Below are 17,024 nucleotides of genomic sequence, written 5' to 3'. Positions count from 1 at the left end.
CATCCAAGGGGATGGAAGCCTTACTGGGAGGTTATTTCAGGCATTTCAGCCTTATTTCATTCCCAAACGAATCGCACAGATAGCTACATTGTATCTAATGTTTCTGTCCGGACATTAAAACCCCTCCTCGTCCGCGAAGGTCTCGATGTTGACCGGGCGGGTACGGCGCCGGCTTGGAGACTGGTGCGGGGACTGCCCGATCGCCGACTGACGCCCCCGATGTTCTTCCCGAAGCCTTATCGACCGATCGCTGATAATTGAATGCCGTGGGCTGACAAATAATCGTCGTCCGAACCATAACGATCGGGCGATCGCCCCCCTTTATTCCCCTCCGACTCAAACACCAATTTGAGTCCCCGCTTCCAGAAAATCGCCGATCTTCTGAGGAAGTTTATGCAATTTGAACCCAGTTTTTCGGTAAACGAAGCATCCGGCGATCGCAGGTCTGCATCGGTATTCGGCAAGGGAAAACCCCCACTCGAAGCGATGACCCGGCCCAATTGGCGGGGACGCACCCAATTTTGCAATTGAGTGATAATTTCTGCGGCCAAACCAGCCATAGCGATAATCTCCTAATAACTGTAAGCTGATGGCTGAAAGCGGACTGCCAATTGCTATAAAATGTCCGAACCCCGGTTTTTGCCTGCGGGGGATCGTATCTCAGTCCATCACCCATCAGATTCAGCATGACTCTCAATTCACCGGCTCCCGATCGCGATCGCCAGCCCATCCACAGAACCATTCGACCGATGGGGGTTTCGGCTCTCCACGGCCTGACGTTTGTCGGACAGACCCTGTACGCCGTGGATTCGCTGCGGGGATTTCTGCTCCAGATCGACCCCCGCACGGACAATACCATTGTCATCAATCCTTATCATACGGCGGAATTTACCGACGCCAGCGGTTTGGCCATTTGGGAGGGGACGCTGTGGTTTACCCGGGATGATAGCGTGTACGTCTGCCGGGATGCCTTCAAGGGAGACGCGATCGCGATCGACCCCCAGCACTTTGTGTCCCTCCCCTACAGAATAGACGGCATTGCCGTCTGGAACTCCACCCTTTACCTGAGTTCTCGGGAAGCGGGTTATATTTTCGTCTACAGCGCCAGCACGGGCCGCGAAATCACCCGATTTTACGCCCCGGGAATCGGGGAGGAAAATCTGACGGTCCGGGATGAGGAATTGTGGGTTTGCGACAAGTTGGAGCAGACGGTGTACTGCCTGGAACGGGGCACGGGAGAGACGCGGTTCAACGTTTTGACCCCCTTTGAGTCCCCCAGCGGTCTGGCGTTTTACCCGGACCCGCAGACGGGGGAAACGGTGCTCTACGTCGCCTATGCGGGGGACGAGTTGTTCATCCGGGACGACCCCAACTCCCTGGAACAGTTTCAACTGGCCAAGCGCGATCGCACCTTCGTCCACCCCCTCTACTTTCACTACAACGAAAAAGAGCGCTACGCCACCTCCAACGGCTTTTTGATCGAGATGTCCTACGTCGAAGAGATCGAACCCCTCGACGAGGTATATTTGGAGGACGTGGAATGGCGCATCGCCCTGCCCTCGGAAACCCACCGCCAGAAGGTGCGGGAAATTTCCTATATCGGAACTCCCTTCACCGAAGAGGTGGAAGACGGGGAGCGGGTGGCTGTGTTCAAGTTCAAGCCCCTGAGTTCCAAAGAACGGCGGATTTTCGGCTGGAAAGCCCTGCTGGAGGTGCACGCCATCAAGTACCAGATCCACCCCCTCGACGTGGAACAGGTGCCGCCCCTGCCACTGGAGTTTAAAGATCGCTATCTGGTGGATAATGACAATTTGGCGATGGAGTCCTATGTCGTCCGGGAGGCCGCCGAGGATGCGGTGGGGACGGAAACCAACGTCCTCCGCAAGTTGTTGAACGTCCGCAATTACGTTTACGATCGCCTCGACTACAGCCTCACTGCCAAAATTGAACCCCCGGACGTGGTGCTCCGGCGGGGGGTCGGGTCCTGCGGGGAATATGTGGGGGTGCTGCTGGCTTTGGGGCGTCTCAACGAGATCCCCTGTCGCACGGTGGGCCGCTACAAGTGCCCCGCCTTCGCCGATCGCCGCAACGTGCCGCTGGAACCGGAGTACAATCATGTTTGGCTCGAATTCTACATCCCCGGCTTCGGTTGGGTGCCGATGGAGTCCAACCCGGACGATATCGGCGACGGCGGTCCCTATCCCCTGCGGTTTTTCATGGGGTTGGCGTGGTACCACGTCGAGATCGGCCGCGGACTCAAGTTTCAACGCCTGACCAATAACGGGGTTCCCCTCAACAAGGAGGAGATTTCGGTGGGAAATCTGGCGATCAACCACGTCCGGTTTACCATTTTGGACGAACTTCGGGCCATTTGAACAAAGTCCGTCGCACTCGACCTCCTCGCGTTAGCAGGATGGAGTCAAGACGGGGCGATTTGGAGTCCCCTTCCTCGCCATGCCGAACTGCCTTCGGCCGCAGAAAAGGGAGACGAAAAATCGCCAAACCCTGATCAAACAGCGACAATCAGACACCTATGGAGTTTACGACCCTCAACATTTTATTTCTGGCCGCGATCGCCCTGCTGCTGCTGGTGACGGGCGGCGTGGGCTATCTGACAGTTGCCGATTGGCGCGATCGGCGTCGCCGGGAACAGGAGCGACGGGGCAAGTGATAATTGATAATTGATAATTGACAATTATCAATTTTTTTTCCGTTCCCGATGTTCGGTTTACAAAGAGCTCGAATCGAGGCTCTTGGCTTCGTCGTCGGTTTGGGGCAGGTGCAGGCCGCACTCCTGTTTAAGGCCCCGGAAGCGGGTGTCGCGATCGCTCTCGTCCCCGGCCATCAGGGGGCGGCTGGAGTGCCAGTCGCCGACGGTGGTGTAGCCGAGGTCGAAATAGGGGTGGTAGGGCAGATCGTGGGCGGTGAGGTACTGGTAGACGTCCCGGGAGTGCCAGTTGAGGATGGGATAGACTTTGTGGCGGTCGGACTGGCGACCGACGCGGCGGAGGGTTTGGCGGTGGGCGGTCTGGTCGGCCCGCAGTCCCGCCAGCCATGCGGTGGCATTCAATTCACCCAGGGCCCGCTGCATGGGTTCGACTTTGCGGATCTGGTCGTAGCGGTTGAGGGCTCCGACGTCATCTTGTTCCCACAGGCGGCCGTAGAGGGCTTCCATGCGGGCGGGGCTGATGGGGGACTGGTAGACTTTCAGGTTGAGGTTGAGGCGATCGCTCAATTCGTCGGCGAAGCGGTAGGTTTCGGCGGGGAGGTAGCCGGTATCCACCCAAATCACGGGGATATCGGGGACGACTCGGGTGACTAAATGCAGCATTACGGCGGATTGGATGCCGAAACTGGTGCTCATGACCAACCCTGACCCGAAGGTGTCCGCCGCCCATTTCACCACTTCCGTCGCGTCCGCATTTTCGAGGTGGGCGTTGACGCGATCGAGATCCAGGCCCTCCTCCATGCGATCGCCGCAGCAGCAGTTGCCGTCCGCCGGGATGGGTGCAGGTTGTCCCTTGGAGTTGGAATCGATGAGATTCAAATGTTGCATGGTTTCGGCTTCTGTGGTTGTGGATATCAAGTGGACATTCTTTCAATCTTGGCGGTGGCCCCGACACCGGCTCGGTGCGGGGGGCGATCGCGATGGCGGCTCCGGCAGAACCCGCGATTCGAGCCGCGATTTCCATTTTCCGATCGGGCGCGTCGGACCCGAACCCTCAGAAAGTGGGAAATTGCAATCCAGATAAATTCTACCAGCAATCTTCCCGTTCCTCGGCCGGGAAACCGAAGCGCCCCGGAATCCACTCTCAGAGGGGCGATCGCTGCTCCGGGGAGGAGATTCCCGCCACACTGGCCACGTCCCTCAACCGTCGGGGTGGTGGGAGGGGAGAATTTTTTTTCAAATTTGGGGTTCTCTCCACAAAATCTTCACTTTTTCGTGGTTTGCTAAAAATAAGCTCTTTAGTAAACCGCCGGCACCCAATTTATAAGATTGCCGGTTTATAACGGTACGGCCCGAGTCCTCCGGATTCGGGCCGTACTCTATCTTTGGGAAGAAAAAAACTCGATTTTCGATTTCTCCACAACATCTTCACATTTCTATGGTTTGCTAAAAATAACACTTTTAGTAAACCGTCGGCACCACCCCCATAAAATCGCCGGCAGATCATGGCGCAGTCTGGATCGCTGGGATTCGGACTGTGCTATTTTTAGGGGCAGCTACGCCAACGCCGAGCGATCGCCATGTCACCGTCCCAACCCCTGTTTTTCGTCGCCCTCCTCCCCCCGAAAGCCATTCAAGAGCAAGTCACGGCTATCAAACAGGACTTCGCCACCCGCTACGACAGCCGCCACGCCCTCAAATCTCCCCCCCACGTCACCCTTCAACCCCCCTTCAAGTGGCTGGCGGACGACTTGGCAACCCTGGAAAATGCCCTGAGTCAATTCGCGGCGACTCGGCAACCTGTCCCCGTCACCTTGTCCGGTTTCGGGGCTTTCCCGCCCCGCGTCATCTATGTCAATGTCCTGAAAACGCCGGAACTCCTCGATATTCACAAGCAGTTGACCGCCCATTTTGAAGACACTTTAAATCTTGTCGATGAACGGTCAAAAAAACGGGCGTTTTCTCCCCATATGACCGTCGCGTTTAAAGATTTGACCGGGCAAAATTTTCGAGCGGCTTGGCCGGAATTTCGGGAGCGAGCGATCGCATTTGAATTTGAGGCAAAAACCCTGACGCTGCTGCGTCACGACGGCCGCCGGTGGGAAATTCATCGAGATTTTTCATTGGCAAAGGGGGATTAGTCGCGATCGCGATCCGAAATTTTTTCCGTCACTACAGGCAAATTGGGGTATTGGCAAATGTCGGCTTCTCCCGCACCGCCCAGCCGATTTTCGGCCGCAATGCCAGAGTGTTTTGGTCCTGGGTATAGGAGGTGAAGCCGGCGATGAATTCCATGTCGTACTGTCGGCTGTAATACAGCCACTCAAAGGGGGCGACGGATAAGCCACTGGGAAATTGAGAATGAGTCAAACTGCCCGATAACGTGATATCTTTTAAACCGGCGATCGGTGTTCCTTCTACCTCAAAACTCTGATTTTTATAGATGCTGTCGTCATGGTTCCTCAAATAAGGAAACCATTGAACAATCCAACCGCTAATAAACGGCCCGCCACTGCCGTCCTCAATTTTGTATAAGTTCCGCCACAGGAGGGACTCGTCAAGACCTTTGGCGGTGTTGACGATGCGATCGAGAACCGGCAACAAATGCCGAGTCCACCACTGCAAACCGTAAACTTCGCCCGTGGCTGCGACTCGCTCTCTGAGCGACTCCCAATCGGCAACCTCTCCTTCCAGGGTGATTTCGGGAATGCCACACATCGTCATCAAAGAATAGTCAAAATAACTCTGCAAAGCGTCCATCAACACAATTTCTCCGGCCGCCCGCTCGATGTTGCCCGTCGTGCTAAATTCAGCCACGATATGGCGATGGTTGTCCTCGCCGATGAGGGTTTTTATTTGCTCTGAAAACTCGGAAAAAACCTCCTCCCAGGGGTTTTCTGGACTGCCTTTCACAAAATCATCTCTCCGGACTTGGATGAGTCGCTTTCCCGTTTTTTTGTCGGCAAATAAATGGCGCATTTCTTCCGAGTTGAGGTGGATATGATGGGCTAAACCTTGAGTGAAAAGCAGCCAAAACATATCGGGGGAAAGGAGCAAGGGATAATGTTGGGAATAGGCTTTATGGCAGGCATTGACAAAGGGATGATACGAACAAGAGATGACTTCTCCGTCCAATTCCGAACAGGATTCGACGGCGATGTTCAACCAATGTTTGATCGCCCTTTTCGGGGTGGTCGTGCTGGCGATCTGCCCGGTTGCCTTGGAGACCGCATCCACCGGCAATGTAATCATAATTAAGTTGTCTGATTGACTGTTGCTATTGAATCCCGATCGCCAACTCCCAAATATCTGCGGTGGCCGGAGTCGGAAGTCGGGGGTCGGGGAGATGGAAGGAGTCTAAAATGCCCCCAACCCGAGAGAAGGCCAGCAAACTTAGAATGGCTCGATCCGGTGAATCCAGTCTAACATTTTCCGATTCACCACATCCGGACATTCGTCGTGGGGGCAGTGGCCGGCATTTTCGAGTTCGACCAATTCCAGGTTCGGGTGGTATTCTCGGTATCTGTGGGGTTGGGCGAGTTTGAGGGGGATGAGGCGGTCTTGCTTTCCCCACAGGAGCAAGATGGGAACTTGGATTTGGGGGAACAGGGTGCGGACGGCCGGCCCGAGTTGGGAACTGCCCATGATGCGAAATAAGCGCGAGAATGCTCGGGCCGCGCCGCGATCGCGGGGAGGGGTTGCTAGAATATCCACGAGTTCGTCCGTGACCGCCTCGGGATTATGGTACGCCAACCCGACCCAACGGCGGATGACGGATGGGCGTCGGACCAGATAGAATAACGGGCGTAAAATGATCGGAGAGGCGACCAAACCTTGGACGAACTCGACCCCGGGGACCATCCAGGGGGGCAGCAGATCCGCCTGGGCGGCCGGATCGGGTAAACTGATCAGGACTAAACCCTTTGCGGTTTCGGGATGGCGAGCCACCGCCGCCAGGGCGATGAGGGAACCGATGGAGTTTCCCACCCAGACGGCGGGACGGCGGACGAAAGTCCCCCAAAAGTCCCGCACCAACTCGACCCAGAGGGAAACGTCGTAGGGAGCGATCGCTTTTTCAGAGGCACCGAACCCCAACAAGTCCAGGGCATACACCGGATGGGATTGACTGAGAACTTGCAGATTATGCCGCCAGTGACCCAAGGAGGCGCCGAACCCGTGGAGAAAGATCAACGGTGGCGGGGATGCGGCGGGATTTTCGGCGGGCGATCGCTCGAATGTGTAGCGAATCCGCCACCCCCGCCAGATCCAATTCCGCTGAGAGCCGACCCGCCGGCACCAGTGTGACTCATCCATTCAACTCACCCCCGAGTGCAACATAACTTTACAAGTTGTCCCTGAGATCTTAGCGTTTCTAGAGTTTAGATTAAATCTCGACCGCATTTCGATTCGGAGTGAGTAGAATGTTGGAATATTAGCACCCGTTGAGATGACAAACTGCTGACATCCTTACTTAAAATGCCTGTAATGCCTGTGATAGAAAGAAAAAACCGCAACTTACCCCAAATCAACGACAATATCCGCTTTCCGAAGATCCGCCTGATCGATACCGAAGGGGGTCAGCTCGGGATCATGACCCCTCGGGATGCCATGAAACTGGCCCAAGAGAAGGAACTCGACCTGGTTCTGGTGAGCGACAAAGCCGACCCGCCGGTTTGTCGGATCATGGACTACGGAAAGTTCAAGTACGAACAGGAACGGAAGGCCCGGGAAGCCCGTAAAAAGCAGCACACCGCCGACGTCAAGGAAGTGAAGATGCGCTACAAAATTGACGAACACGACTACAACGTGCGCGTGAATCAGGCGAAACGCTTCCTCAAATCCGGAGATAAAGTCAAAGCAACGATCATGTTTCGGGGTCGGGAAATTCAGCACAGCAACCTGGCGCGGGAACTCCTGAATCGCATGGCGGTAGACTTGGAGGAGCAAGCCGAGGTTCAACAGTACCCCAAACAGGAGGGGCGAACGATGATGATGCTGTTGTCCCCGAAAAAAACGACGACGACCTGAGCCGATCGCCTGTGGGCGCGATCGGTTCCCACGACTGACGATCAAACTCCGGTAGATGGGAAGCCCCGCGTTTTCGGCGGGGGGCCCGAGAGCTGCTCTCAAGTTCGGATCATCAGTTATCATACGGATTTCTGACGATCGAATGACAAAAATAGTTGGGCTCCAAACTATTTTTGCGGACTCGATCTGAGTGATGGGTGCAAGGACAGGTTTGGCCGAACCGAGATTCCGGTTCCGTTCCGATTCCCAATCCAATTGGAACCTTGCAATAATTGTAAAGAATCGAACGTGCTGAGGGATCTCGAGACGGCATGGAAAAGCGAATTGGCGAGTCAGGGGCAGTGGGACTGGGGTTGATGCGGGGGTTGAATCTCCGCCCCGAAGAGGTCGAGCGGACGCTGTTGATGTTCGCCGTCTACACTTTTTCATCCGTCGGACTGATCTGGCTGGAACTGAGTACGGTCGGTTTATTTCTGGACGAATACGGGGCCGACAAGCTGCCCTGGATTTACATCGCCAGCGCCGGGATCGGGTCGAGTTTGGGTGTGGTCTACTCGCGGCTGCAAACCTTCCTGCCCCTGCGGCGGGTGATTGTCGTGATTTTGCTGTTGATGGCAATCCCCCTATTTTTATTTCGGTTCGGACTGGGGCTGCAAAACATCAAAATCTTGGGGTTGAGCGTGCAGTTCGCGACCCTATTTTTGATGTGGCTGTGGGTGGAGGCCTGCTACCTCCTCAACGACCTCAATACCTCGATCACGGCCAATCAGCTTTTCAACATCCGCGAGATCAAGCGCACCTATCCGATCATCAGCAGCGGTTTCCTGGTGGCGGGGGTGGTGAGCGGATTTTCCCTCCCCGTGCTGCTGAAGGTGGTCGGACTCAACAACGTCACCCTCGTCTCGGGGGCGATGGTGTTGGTGAGCGCGGGTATATTATTTTACCTGTCCCAAACCTACGAACAGTCGTTCCCGGACTCCTCCCGGTGGACGCCGGAAGACGAACTGCCGGAATTCAGCACCCGCAGCCTCAAAGGGCCCCTGCAGGGTTACGTCATCCCCCTGGTGGTGTTCTTCGTGATGGCGGAAGTCCTCTATGTGATGGTGGACTTCCAATTTTTCAGCCAACTGGAATACCGCAGCGCCGCCGGCGGGGCCAGCGGGATCGTCAGTTTTCTGGGGGTGTTCGAGGGGGTGCTGAGTACGTTCCAGGTGGCGACTCAGTGGTTCGCCTCCTCGCGGCTGGTGGAAAAAATCGGGGTGTTCGGGACGGCCTCGGTGCTGCCGGCCGCGATCGCCTGTCTGGGGTTATTTTCCCTCATCGGCGGGATCACCGGTTTATTCAGCGTCTTCGTCGGCTTTTTCATCCTGCGGTTTTTGGACGAACTGTTCCACTACACCCTGATCGAGACGACGGGGGCGGTGCTGTTCCAACCCCTGCCGGAAAACATCCGCAGCGACATTCAAACCCTGGTGAACGGGGTATTTGAACCCCTCTCGACGGGGTTGAGCGGGGTGGGAATTTTAGCCCTGCTGGGGGTGACGTACTGGATCTTGCCCCACGCTTCGGAAATGGGATTTCGGAGTCAGCAGAGCCTCATTTTCGTCGTCACCATTATCCTGCTGGCCCTGGTTTGGCTGTGGGTGGTGTGGAAGATCCGATCGCAGTACGTCCGCCTGCTGGTCCGTAGCGCCGAGCGGGGCCGGCTGGGGACGACGGACATCGACATGAAGAGTTTGAAGCGATCAGTGGTGGAGGAGCTCAAGCAGTCCACGCCGGAGGCGGACAAGCGGTCTTGCATCGAACTGCTCACCCAACTGGACCCGAAAAATGTCGGGGACACCTTGGTGCCGCTGCTGGATATCCTGCCGCCGGCGCTCCAGCACCAAGCCCTGGAGATCATGCTCAACTACCCCAACCCCGAACACTTGCAGGCGATCCGATCGCTCTCGGCCCAGAACCTCCCCCCGGAAGTGCTGGCCCTGGCTCTGCGCTACATCTGGATCACCGAGTCGAGCCCCGACGTCGAACAGTTGCGGCCCTACCTGCAACCCCAGGTCGATCCGGTGGTGCGGGGGACGGCGGCGGCCCTGATCATGCGCCGGGGCGATCGCGAGCAGAAGGCCGCGGCCACCAACATCATCCGGCGCATGATCGTCTCTAACCAAGAGCGGGAAAGGGTCATGGGTGTCCGCGCCCTGGGGGATGCCGACTACCTGCAAGGGCTGAGACTCTACCTCAACGACCTGTTGCAGGATGAGTCCCTGAGAGTGCGCTGCGCGGTCCTGGAAGCGATCGCGGCCACCCACATGGAGGAATACTACCAATCCCTCCTCAAGGCCATGTCCTACCGCTCCACCCGGGACGCCGCCCGCCAAGCCCTGGTGCGCCTGGGTAACGAGGCGATCCCCCTGCTGATGACCGTGGCGACGGATATCTACCGGTCTGACCTGGTACGGCTGCAGGCCTGGACGGCTCTGGGGGAAATCGCCACGCCGGAGGCCCTGGACGCCCTCATCGACCACCTGCTAATTTCCTGGGGGACGACCCGCCGCAACATCCTCCGTATCCTCCTGAGCATCCCGGACGAGGCGGGGATCGAGCAAACCCTGGACCGGATCGGGCGCAATGGCCTGGAAACCTTGATCGAGCAGGAGTTGATGTTCGTCGGCCAACTGTACGCCGCTCTGCTGGATTTCGGGTGGGACGGGACACCCCGGCCGGCCGAAGACGGGGAAAATGCCCCTCCCCCCAATCCCACCCCCCGGGAGCTCCTGTGTCGGTCTGTGCAGAATCTGGAATTCGATGCGGTCGATCGCTGTTTCCTGCTGATGAAGTTCCTCTATTCTCTGGGGTCGATTCAGGCGGCGGCCTTCAACGTGCGATCGCACCAACAGGGCAACGTCGCCCGGGGGTTGGAAATTTTGGACAACACCGTGGATATTACCCACAAACGCGCCCTGATCGGCGTATTGGACAACCATTCCCTGCGTCAAAAAGTTGAGGATCTTTCCCCCCTGACCGCCTACCGGCCGATGGAACCGAGCGATCGCCTGCGATACCTGCTGGAGTTGCGCCACTTCCTCTCCGACTGGACCCTGGCCTGCTGCTTCCACCAAGCCCGGGACGCCCGCTGGAGCCTGACGGCCGAACAGGCGCTGATGTGTCTGCGCCACCCCAAGGGCTTCGTGCGGGAGGCGGTGCTGGCCTACCTGCGGGTCGGGGCGCGGCAGGCTTTGGTAGAATTGTTGCCAATGCTGCAAAGCGATCGCGATCCCCTCGTGGTTCACCAAGTCGAACAATTGATGGCGGAGTTGGGAGTTGGAGGAACGACGGGGATCAACAAGTGAAGGGATCAAACCGATATTATTTCCGGGGTTGAATTGTTCCTATGCTAACTAGCGTCCAACGGCTACTATTTGTCAGAAAAGTCCCGATTTTTCAGGAGTTGCGGGACGATTTCTTGGTGCGTCTGGCATCTGTGATGGACGAGTTGTCTTTTCCCGCCGATCACAATATTTTTACCGAGGGACAGGAGGGGCGATCGCTCTATATCGTCGTCTCGGGCCGGGTGAAGGTTCACCACGGCGACCGGATTCTGGCCCGCCTGGAAAAGGAGAGTTGCTTCGGGGAAATGTCGCTGTTCGACGCCGAACCGCGATCGGCCTCCGTGACCACCCTCGAACCCTGCGAGTGCCTGATGCTGACCCAAATGCAGCTTTATGACGCGATCGACGAGACGCCCGGAATTGCGGTGAACATCATCCGCTTGCTGTCCCGGCGGATTCGCGAACTCAACCAGCAGGTTAACACCCAAACCCCCCCCGAACCGTCCCTGGCAGAAGTGCGATCGCCCAAAGGGTAAACAATTAATCATTAATAATTTTTCTCGGGCTATTTTTAGGGTGCGTCCCCGCGCCATCTATTATCGGGGGGAACGCACCACCACCGACTCAATGAAATGAATTTCAGACAGACAAACAATGACTCGTCAGCCCTTACTCGATCCGGATCGTTCTTATACGTTCAGCAATTATTTTGAGTTGGGATTTGCAGCCGATGATTTGGCAGCCGAGTTCGGTTACTCCTGGGAGCGAACATTTCTAACCTTACCCCAATATTCGGGAGAATTAGACCGAATCGCTGATTTAAAGAAACGCATTGAGGAGATACTACCTTATCTCGATCTGGAGAATGAGGCAACCCGTCGGGAGATGCTGATCGCACCCATTATTGCCGACTTAATCCACTATTCACGCGCCAAGTTAAGAATAGAATATTCCATTCAAGTTGACAATCAACTGCAAGGAAAATTAGATTACTTGTTACGTTCTATCCATAACAATTTAATCGTTATCGAAGCCAAACAAGCGGATATCAATCGAGGATTTACCCAATTGGCGACGGAAATGATCGCCCTCGACCGGTGGACTGATTCCCCACAGGTGGAAATTTTGGGGGCGGTGACGACGGGTAATATTTGGCAATTTGGCATTCTAGATCGTCGATCAAAATCGATCTGTGAAGGACTCAATCTTTACCGTGTCACCGAAGAATTGGAAGCCATTATTAGAATTTTATTGGCTCAACTGGTTTGACGGAACGGGTCGTTAAAGTCCCCCTTTTAAAGGGGGATTTAGGGGGATCGTCCGTATCTCATAATTTTAAAGCCGGGGCAGAATCTGTGATAAAATAGATAGACCCGTTCTCCGCAATGGGTAATTCACGAAAAGTCCCCCAAATCGATCGACCCTATGCCAACCGAAATTAAGGACGAGTTACAAGTTGCAGTCGAACGACGCCGTAACTTCGCCATCATCTCCCACCCCGACGCCGGGAAAACCACCCTCACCGAAAAATTGCTGCTGTACGGGGGGGCCATTCACGAAGCGGGCGCCGTCAAAGTGCGGAAAGCCCAGCGACACGCCACATCGGACTGGATGGCGATGGAGCAGCAGCGGGGGATTTCCATCACCTCCACGGTGTTGCAGTTCGACTACCGGGGGGCACAGATCAACTTGCTCGACACCCCCGGACACCAAGATTTCAGCGAGGATACCTACCGGACTCTGGCGGCGGCGGACAATGCGGTGATGCTCGAAGATGCCGCCAAGGGACTCGAACCGCAGACACGGAAGCTGTTTGAGGTCTGCAAGCTGCGGAGCCTGCCCATTTTTACCTTCATGAATAAGATGGACCGGCCCGGCCGCGAACCCCTGGAACTCCTGGACGAAATTGAGAAGGAGTTGGGGTTGCAAACCTACGCGGTGAATTGGCCCATCGGTATGGGCGATCGCTTCCGGGGGGTTTTCGATCGCCGCAAAAAGCAGATTCACCTGTTTGAACGCAGCGAACATGGCTCCCGAGAAGCTTTGGATACGGTACTCGAATTGGGCGACCCCCGCATCGAAGACTTGTTGGATCAGGATCTCTATTATCAACTCAAAGAAGATCTGGAACTGTTGGAAGAATTGGGATCGGATTTGGATCTCGATGCCGTGCATAGCGGCAAAATGACACCGGTATTTTTCGGCAGTGCCATGACCAATTTCGGCGTGCAATTATTCCTGGATGCGTTTTTGGAATACGCCCTCAAACCGGGTTCCCACAAGAGCACCATTGGAGATGTTCCCCCGGATTATCCAGAATTTACCGGATTCGTGTTTAAATTGCAGGCGAATATGGACCCCAAACACCGCGATCGCGTGGCTTTCGTGCGGGTGTGTACGGGTAGATTTGAGAAGGATATGACCGTCAGCCACGCCCGGACGGGGAAAACCGTCCGCCTCTCCCGCCCCCAAAAATTGTTCGCCCAGGATCGGGAATCCATCGCCGATGCCTATCCGGGGGACGTGATCGGTTTGAACAATCCGGGGGTATTCGCGATCGGCGATACGATTTACAACGGCAAGCGGCTGGAATACGAGGGGATTCCCTGTTTTTCCCCGGAACTGTTCGCCTACCTGAAAAATCCCAACCCTTCCAAATTCAAACAGTTCAATAAAGGCATTTCCGAACTGCGGGAAGAGGGGGCAATCCAGATCATGTACTCTCAGGATGAGTCGAAGCGGGACCCGATTTTGGCGGCGGTGGGGCAGTTACAATTTGAAGTCGTGCAGTTCCGGATGCAGAATGAATATGGAGTAGAAACCCGCCTGGATATGCTGCCCTACAGCGTCGCCCGCTGGGTGGCGGGGGGATGGGATGCCCTGAAAAAAGTCGGGCGCCTGTTCAATACCGTCACGGTTAAGGACAGTTGGGGGCGCCCGGTGTTGCTGTTTAAAAATGAGTGGAATTGTCGGCAGGTGGAGGGGGAACACCCGGAATTGGAGTTGAGAAATTCCGCCCCGGTGGTGTCCGGACAGGAGCCGGAATGAACCCTTTATTTGGGGTCGGGAGTCAGCGGGGTTTCGATAACTGAAGTTTCCGTGAAAAGGGCGGTGTAGGCGTATCCCGCCACGATCGCACCCACAATCGGGGCGACCCAAAATAGCCACACTTGGCTGAATAGTTCCACCCCGGCGAACAGGGCCGGTCCGGTGCTGCGGGCGGGGTTGACGGAGGTGTTGGTGACGGGAATGCTGATCAGGTGGATCAGGGTGAGGGACAAACCGATCGCGATCGGGGCGAAACCTTGGGGGGCACGGCTATCCGTCGCACCCAAAATCACCATCAAAAACATGAAGGTGAGGACCACTTCCGCAATCAGACAGGACAGGAGGGAAAAACCCCCCGGAGAGTGGGTGCCGAAACCGTTGGTTGCCAGGGGATTGGAACCCGTCAGGGCGAAACCGGGCTGGCCGCTGGCGATCGCGAACACCAGGCCAGCCCCCACGATCGCCCCCAAAACCTGGGCGATCATATAAGGTAGCAAATCGGAACCCGGGAACCGCTTCGCCGCCCACAACCCGAAGGACACGGCGGGGTTGAGGTGGCAACCGGAGATGTGGCCGATCGCGTAAGCCATCGTCAATACGGTCAAACCGAAAGCTAGGGCGACCCCCACAAATGCGATTCCGAAGGGGTTGGTGGGATCGTCCCCCGGAAAGCTGGCGGCGAGGACGGCACTGCCACAGCCCCCGAAAACCAGCCAAAATGTGCCGAGAAACTCGGCGGCGCAGCGTTTATTGAGTGGCATTTTTTGACCTCATGTCATGAAATCATAATGATGATGAGTAGCCATGATACCACCTGTTTTTAAAATCTCCTTTTTTTATACAAGTTTTTAACATCAATGCCCGAGTATTAATGCCGATCGCCGGGTTGGGTAGCCCGAACAAAGTCGCCAGTTCTGACCATGAATTGCCCCACTCCTCCGCCCTGTGTCCCCGTCTCCTATCCCGACAACTGATATCGAGTTCCGAAACAATGGGCGGCGATTTCCCCCTATTCTTCCCTTTTGTTCAAATACCCCCGCGGCGCGATCATCCAATTCTGATAAAAGCGGGTGCTCCCATTGCCGATCAATACCGTCGTCAGCATATCCACCGGGGTTTCCAGCAATTTTTCTAAGGTGGTGAGGGCGATTTCTTCGTCGGGGCGGTAGGCCGATCGCACGATCGCGACGGGGGTTTCCGGGGAACGGTACTGCAAGAAAATCCCCTGGGCAATAGCCAATTGTTCGGTGCGAGTGCGCGATCGCGGGTTGTACAAAGCGCAGGCAAAATCCGCCATCGCCGCGGCCTTCAGGCGCTTCTCGATGACTTCCCAGGGCGTGAGCAGGTCGCTGAGGCTGATCGCGCAAAAATCGTGCATCAGGGGGGTTCCCACCCTCGCGGCGGTCGCCTGGAGGGCACTAATGCCGGGGAGTACCTCCACGTTGGGAGTCCGGCCGTCCCAGCCCCGCGATCGCAGCACTTCCAAAACCAACCCCGCCATGCCGTAGATGCCGCAATCCCCGGAGGACACCACCGCCACCGTCAGCCCCCACCCGGCCAGGTCGATGGCCCGTTCCGCGCGATCGCGTTCCCGGGTGATGGGGAAGGATTCGACGATTTGCCCCGATCGCAATAGGGGCGAAATCAAGTCCAAATACAGGCCGTAACCGACGACCGCATCCGCCCCCGCGACGGCAGTTTGGGCCGCCGGAGTCATCTGGGACAACTCCCCCGGCCCGATGCCGACGAGCCGCAGTTCCCCCGTCCGTCCAGTAAATTCCCGTTCCGACTCGGCCACGGCCACCGTCACCGCCTGTCCGATCCGCTCTTCCCCCTCCGGAGTGGCGGTTTCGACCCGGTGGACTTGTTTGGGAACCCGCAGGCTGTCGGCCCCCGCTGCCCGCAGTGCCGCCGCCTCGGCTACGCTGGGAGTCCCCACTTCCCGGTCTACCACTTCCGACGGGTTGGGGACGTCGAGCGATCGCAATTCTGACGGCGAAAAGGTCAACAGGGGCCAACCGCGATCGCGGCACAGTTCCACCAACCCCGCCTCGTCCGCTTTCAGGTCGAGGGTAGCAATTCCGGCGATCGCCTCCGGGGTCAAATTCCGTTCCCGCAGGACCGCTTCGACGGCCGTTTCGATGACGTCTCGGGGGGTGCGGCGCTCGCAACCCACCCCCACCCACAGGACTCGCGGATGCCACCGCACTGCCGGAAAATCGGACAACTCCCGGCGCCCGGTTTCGATCCAAACTGTCGGCCCGGGAGGGATATTGTCCGCTTTGATAAACTCAAAAGTGTGATGTTCGGGCAGGGCCGATCGCCACAGGGTCGAACCGGCGGTTTGAACGACCCGAACCCGTTCTCCCCGGGCGATCGCGGCGCTTACCCCCGTCCAGTCCCCCTCTCCCCGACGCCAGCCGAAGGGGACTCCCAACAGGTCGAGGGCGGGCAGTCCAGAACTCGCCGAAGCCCCCGTCAGGACGGGTGTTGCCCCCAATTGGCGGGCGATGAGTTGGGTGAGGCGATCGGCCCCCCCCTGATGGCCGCCGCACAAACTGATCGCGAACTGGCCTTGGGCGTCGAGAACTACAACCGCCGGGTCCGTCGATTTGTCCTGGAGGAGGGGGGCGATCAGCCGAACCACCGCCCCGCAAGCCATACAGAAGACGAGAGCGCGGTGGGTCGGCCACAGTTCTCCGAGCAATTCCCGCATCGGGCCTTCGTAAACTCGGGTTCCCCCCAGGTCGGCCAAAGTCGGCGGTACATACAGGGTTCCCCCCGACGCCTGACAGAGGGGTTGCAGTTGTCTGGCGCCCTCGGGGGTGGTTGCGATCGCGGCCAGGGGGTGGAAGGCTTTAAACTGGGATAAAATCATCGGCTGGAGGAATTGCGGGTACTCGGGAGTTTGTTGCAACATTTTATTTTATAGCAATGAGCGTCGTGTATTA

General features: G+C 57.0%; 15 protein-coding genes. 9 read left to right on the top strand and 6 right to left on the bottom strand.

Annotation, left to right across the window (positions count from 1 at the left end; all coding sequences use genetic code 11):
* Positions 1 to 236: 236 nt before the first annotated feature.
* Positions 237 to 560 carry a hypothetical protein gene (locus LKE08_RS13560; RefSeq protein ID WP_324704765.1) on the bottom strand — a complete coding sequence of 108 codons (324 nt, stop codon included), beginning with the start codon at positions 558 to 560 and terminating at the stop codon, positions 237 to 239.
* Positions 561 to 686: 126 nt separating this feature from the next.
* On the opposite strand from LKE08_RS13560, the gene LKE08_RS13555 reads away from it, so the two are divergent.
* Together LKE08_RS13555 and LKE08_RS13550 are read left to right on the top strand one after the other, a co-directional pair.
* Complete coding sequence (locus LKE08_RS13555) at positions 687 to 2,375, top strand: transglutaminase-like domain-containing protein (protein WP_324704764.1); 1,689 nt, start codon at positions 687 to 689, stop codon at positions 2,373 to 2,375.
* 158 nt (positions 2,376 to 2,533) lie between these two features.
* Positions 2,534 to 2,671, top strand: coding sequence for a hypothetical protein (locus LKE08_RS13550; protein WP_324704763.1), 138 nt, complete (start codon positions 2,534 to 2,536; stop codon positions 2,669 to 2,671).
* Positions 2,672 to 2,728: 57 nt separating this feature from the next.
* Here LKE08_RS13550 and cysH read toward each other — a convergent pair whose 3' ends face one another.
* A complete protein-coding gene (gene cysH, locus LKE08_RS13545) occupies positions 2,729 to 3,469 on the bottom strand; it encodes a phosphoadenosine phosphosulfate reductase (RefSeq protein ID WP_375341427.1) in 741 nt (246 codons plus the stop codon).
* A gap of 85 nt (positions 3,470 to 3,554) precedes the next feature.
* On the opposite strand from cysH, the gene LKE08_RS13540 reads away from it, so the two are divergent.
* Entirely contained in the window at positions 3,555 to 3,752 is a 198-nt protein-coding gene (locus LKE08_RS13540) for a hypothetical protein (protein WP_324704761.1), read from the top strand.
* A 496-nt stretch (positions 3,753 to 4,248) separates the two neighbouring features.
* The gene (locus tag LKE08_RS13535) at positions 4,249 to 4,809 is read left to right on the top strand and encodes a 2'-5' RNA ligase family protein (RefSeq protein ID WP_324704760.1); all 561 of its coding nucleotides are present in this window, start codon (positions 4,249 to 4,251) and stop codon (positions 4,807 to 4,809) included.
* Positions 4,810 to 4,840: 31 nt separating this feature from the next.
* Here LKE08_RS13535 and LKE08_RS13530 read toward each other — a convergent pair whose 3' ends face one another.
* Positions 4,841 to 5,920 (bottom strand): DUF4419 domain-containing protein, encoded by a 1,080-nt coding sequence (locus tag LKE08_RS13530; protein WP_324704759.1) that lies wholly within the window; start codon positions 5,918 to 5,920, stop codon positions 4,841 to 4,843.
* A gap of 141 nt (positions 5,921 to 6,061) precedes the next feature.
* Complete coding sequence (locus LKE08_RS13525) at positions 6,062 to 6,982, bottom strand: alpha/beta fold hydrolase (protein WP_324704758.1); 921 nt, start codon at positions 6,980 to 6,982, stop codon at positions 6,062 to 6,064.
* Between the two features lie 171 nt (positions 6,983 to 7,153).
* Between LKE08_RS13525 and infC the strand changes: the two genes are divergently transcribed.
* The 5 genes from infC to prfC all read left to right on the top strand — a co-directional run bounded on the left by infC (position 7,154) and on the right by prfC (position 14,073).
* The gene (gene infC / locus LKE08_RS13520; protein WP_324704757.1) at positions 7,154 to 7,696 is read left to right on the top strand and encodes a translation initiation factor IF-3; all 543 of its coding nucleotides are present in this window, start codon (positions 7,154 to 7,156) and stop codon (positions 7,694 to 7,696) included.
* A 311-nt stretch (positions 7,697 to 8,007) separates the two neighbouring features.
* Complete coding sequence (locus tag LKE08_RS13515) at positions 8,008 to 11,046, top strand: HEAT repeat domain-containing protein (protein WP_324704756.1); 3,039 nt, start codon at positions 8,008 to 8,010, stop codon at positions 11,044 to 11,046.
* 41 nt (positions 11,047 to 11,087) lie between these two features.
* A complete protein-coding gene (locus tag LKE08_RS13510) occupies positions 11,088 to 11,561 on the top strand; it encodes a Crp/Fnr family transcriptional regulator (protein WP_324704755.1) in 474 nt (157 codons plus the stop codon).
* Between the two features lie 178 nt (positions 11,562 to 11,739).
* The gene (locus LKE08_RS13505) at positions 11,740 to 12,294 is read left to right on the top strand and encodes a hypothetical protein (protein ID WP_324704754.1); all 555 of its coding nucleotides are present in this window, start codon (positions 11,740 to 11,742) and stop codon (positions 12,292 to 12,294) included.
* A gap of 156 nt (positions 12,295 to 12,450) precedes the next feature.
* Positions 12,451 to 14,073 carry a peptide chain release factor 3 gene (gene prfC / locus LKE08_RS13500; RefSeq protein ID WP_324704753.1) on the top strand — a complete coding sequence of 541 codons (1,623 nt, stop codon included), beginning with the start codon at positions 12,451 to 12,453 and terminating at the stop codon, positions 14,071 to 14,073.
* A gap of 5 nt (positions 14,074 to 14,078) precedes the next feature.
* Here the strand turns inward: prfC and aqpZ are convergent, their stop codons facing one another.
* Together aqpZ and cobJ are read right to left on the bottom strand one after the other, a co-directional pair.
* Positions 14,079 to 14,834, bottom strand: coding sequence for an aquaporin Z (gene aqpZ / locus LKE08_RS13495; protein WP_324704752.1), 756 nt, complete (start codon positions 14,832 to 14,834; stop codon positions 14,079 to 14,081).
* A 248-nt stretch (positions 14,835 to 15,082) separates the two neighbouring features.
* Positions 15,083 to 16,993 carry a precorrin-3B C(17)-methyltransferase gene (cobJ, locus tag LKE08_RS13490; protein WP_324704751.1) on the bottom strand — a complete coding sequence of 637 codons (1,911 nt, stop codon included), beginning with the start codon at positions 16,991 to 16,993 and terminating at the stop codon, positions 15,083 to 15,085.
* Positions 16,994 to 17,024: the final 31 nt, after the last annotated feature.

The sequence above is a fragment of the Lyngbya sp. CCY1209 genome (assembly GCF_035615495.1).
Taxonomy (GTDB): domain Bacteria; phylum Cyanobacteriota; class Cyanobacteriia; order Cyanobacteriales; family Microcoleaceae; genus Limnospira.
Note: the sequence above shows the minus strand (reverse complement) of the source record. Positions and strands in the feature narration are given on the sequence as shown.

Bases quoted from the DNA above. Each gene is read 5' to 3' on its own strand.
- LKE08_RS13515 (WP_324704756.1), top strand. From the start codon at position 8,008: ATGGAAAAGCGAATTGGCGAGTCAGGGGCAGTGGGACTGGGGTTGATG.
- LKE08_RS13510 (WP_324704755.1), top strand. From the start codon at position 11,088: ATGCTAACTAGCGTCCAACGGCTACTATTTGTCAGAAAAGTCCCGATT.
- cobJ (WP_324704751.1), bottom strand. From the start codon at position 16,993: ATGTTGCAACAAACTCCCGAGTACCCGCAATTCCTCCAGCCGATGATT.
- LKE08_RS13555 (WP_324704764.1), top strand. From the start codon at position 687: ATGACTCTCAATTCACCGGCTCCCGATCGCGATCGCCAGCCCATCCAC.
- LKE08_RS13525 (WP_324704758.1), bottom strand. From the start codon at position 6,982: ATGGATGAGTCACACTGGTGCCGGCGGGTCGGCTCTCAGCGGAATTGG.
- LKE08_RS13530 (WP_324704759.1), bottom strand. From the start codon at position 5,920: ATGATTACATTGCCGGTGGATGCGGTCTCCAAGGCAACCGGGCAGATC.
- prfC (WP_324704753.1), top strand. From the start codon at position 12,451: ATGCCAACCGAAATTAAGGACGAGTTACAAGTTGCAGTCGAACGACGC.
- LKE08_RS13535 (WP_324704760.1), top strand. From the start codon at position 4,249: ATGTCACCGTCCCAACCCCTGTTTTTCGTCGCCCTCCTCCCCCCGAAA.
- aqpZ (WP_324704752.1), bottom strand. From the start codon at position 14,834: ATGCCACTCAATAAACGCTGCGCCGCCGAGTTTCTCGGCACATTTTGG.
- LKE08_RS13550 (WP_324704763.1), top strand. From the start codon at position 2,534: ATGGAGTTTACGACCCTCAACATTTTATTTCTGGCCGCGATCGCCCTG.
- cysH (WP_375341427.1), bottom strand. From the start codon at position 3,469: ATGGAGGAGGGCCTGGATCTCGATCGCGTCAACGCCCACCTCGAAAAT.
- infC (WP_324704757.1), top strand. From the start codon at position 7,154: ATGCCTGTGATAGAAAGAAAAAACCGCAACTTACCCCAAATCAACGAC.
- LKE08_RS13560 (WP_324704765.1), bottom strand. From the start codon at position 560: ATGGCTGGTTTGGCCGCAGAAATTATCACTCAATTGCAAAATTGGGTG.
- LKE08_RS13540 (WP_324704761.1), top strand. From the start codon at position 3,555: ATGGTTTCGGCTTCTGTGGTTGTGGATATCAAGTGGACATTCTTTCAA.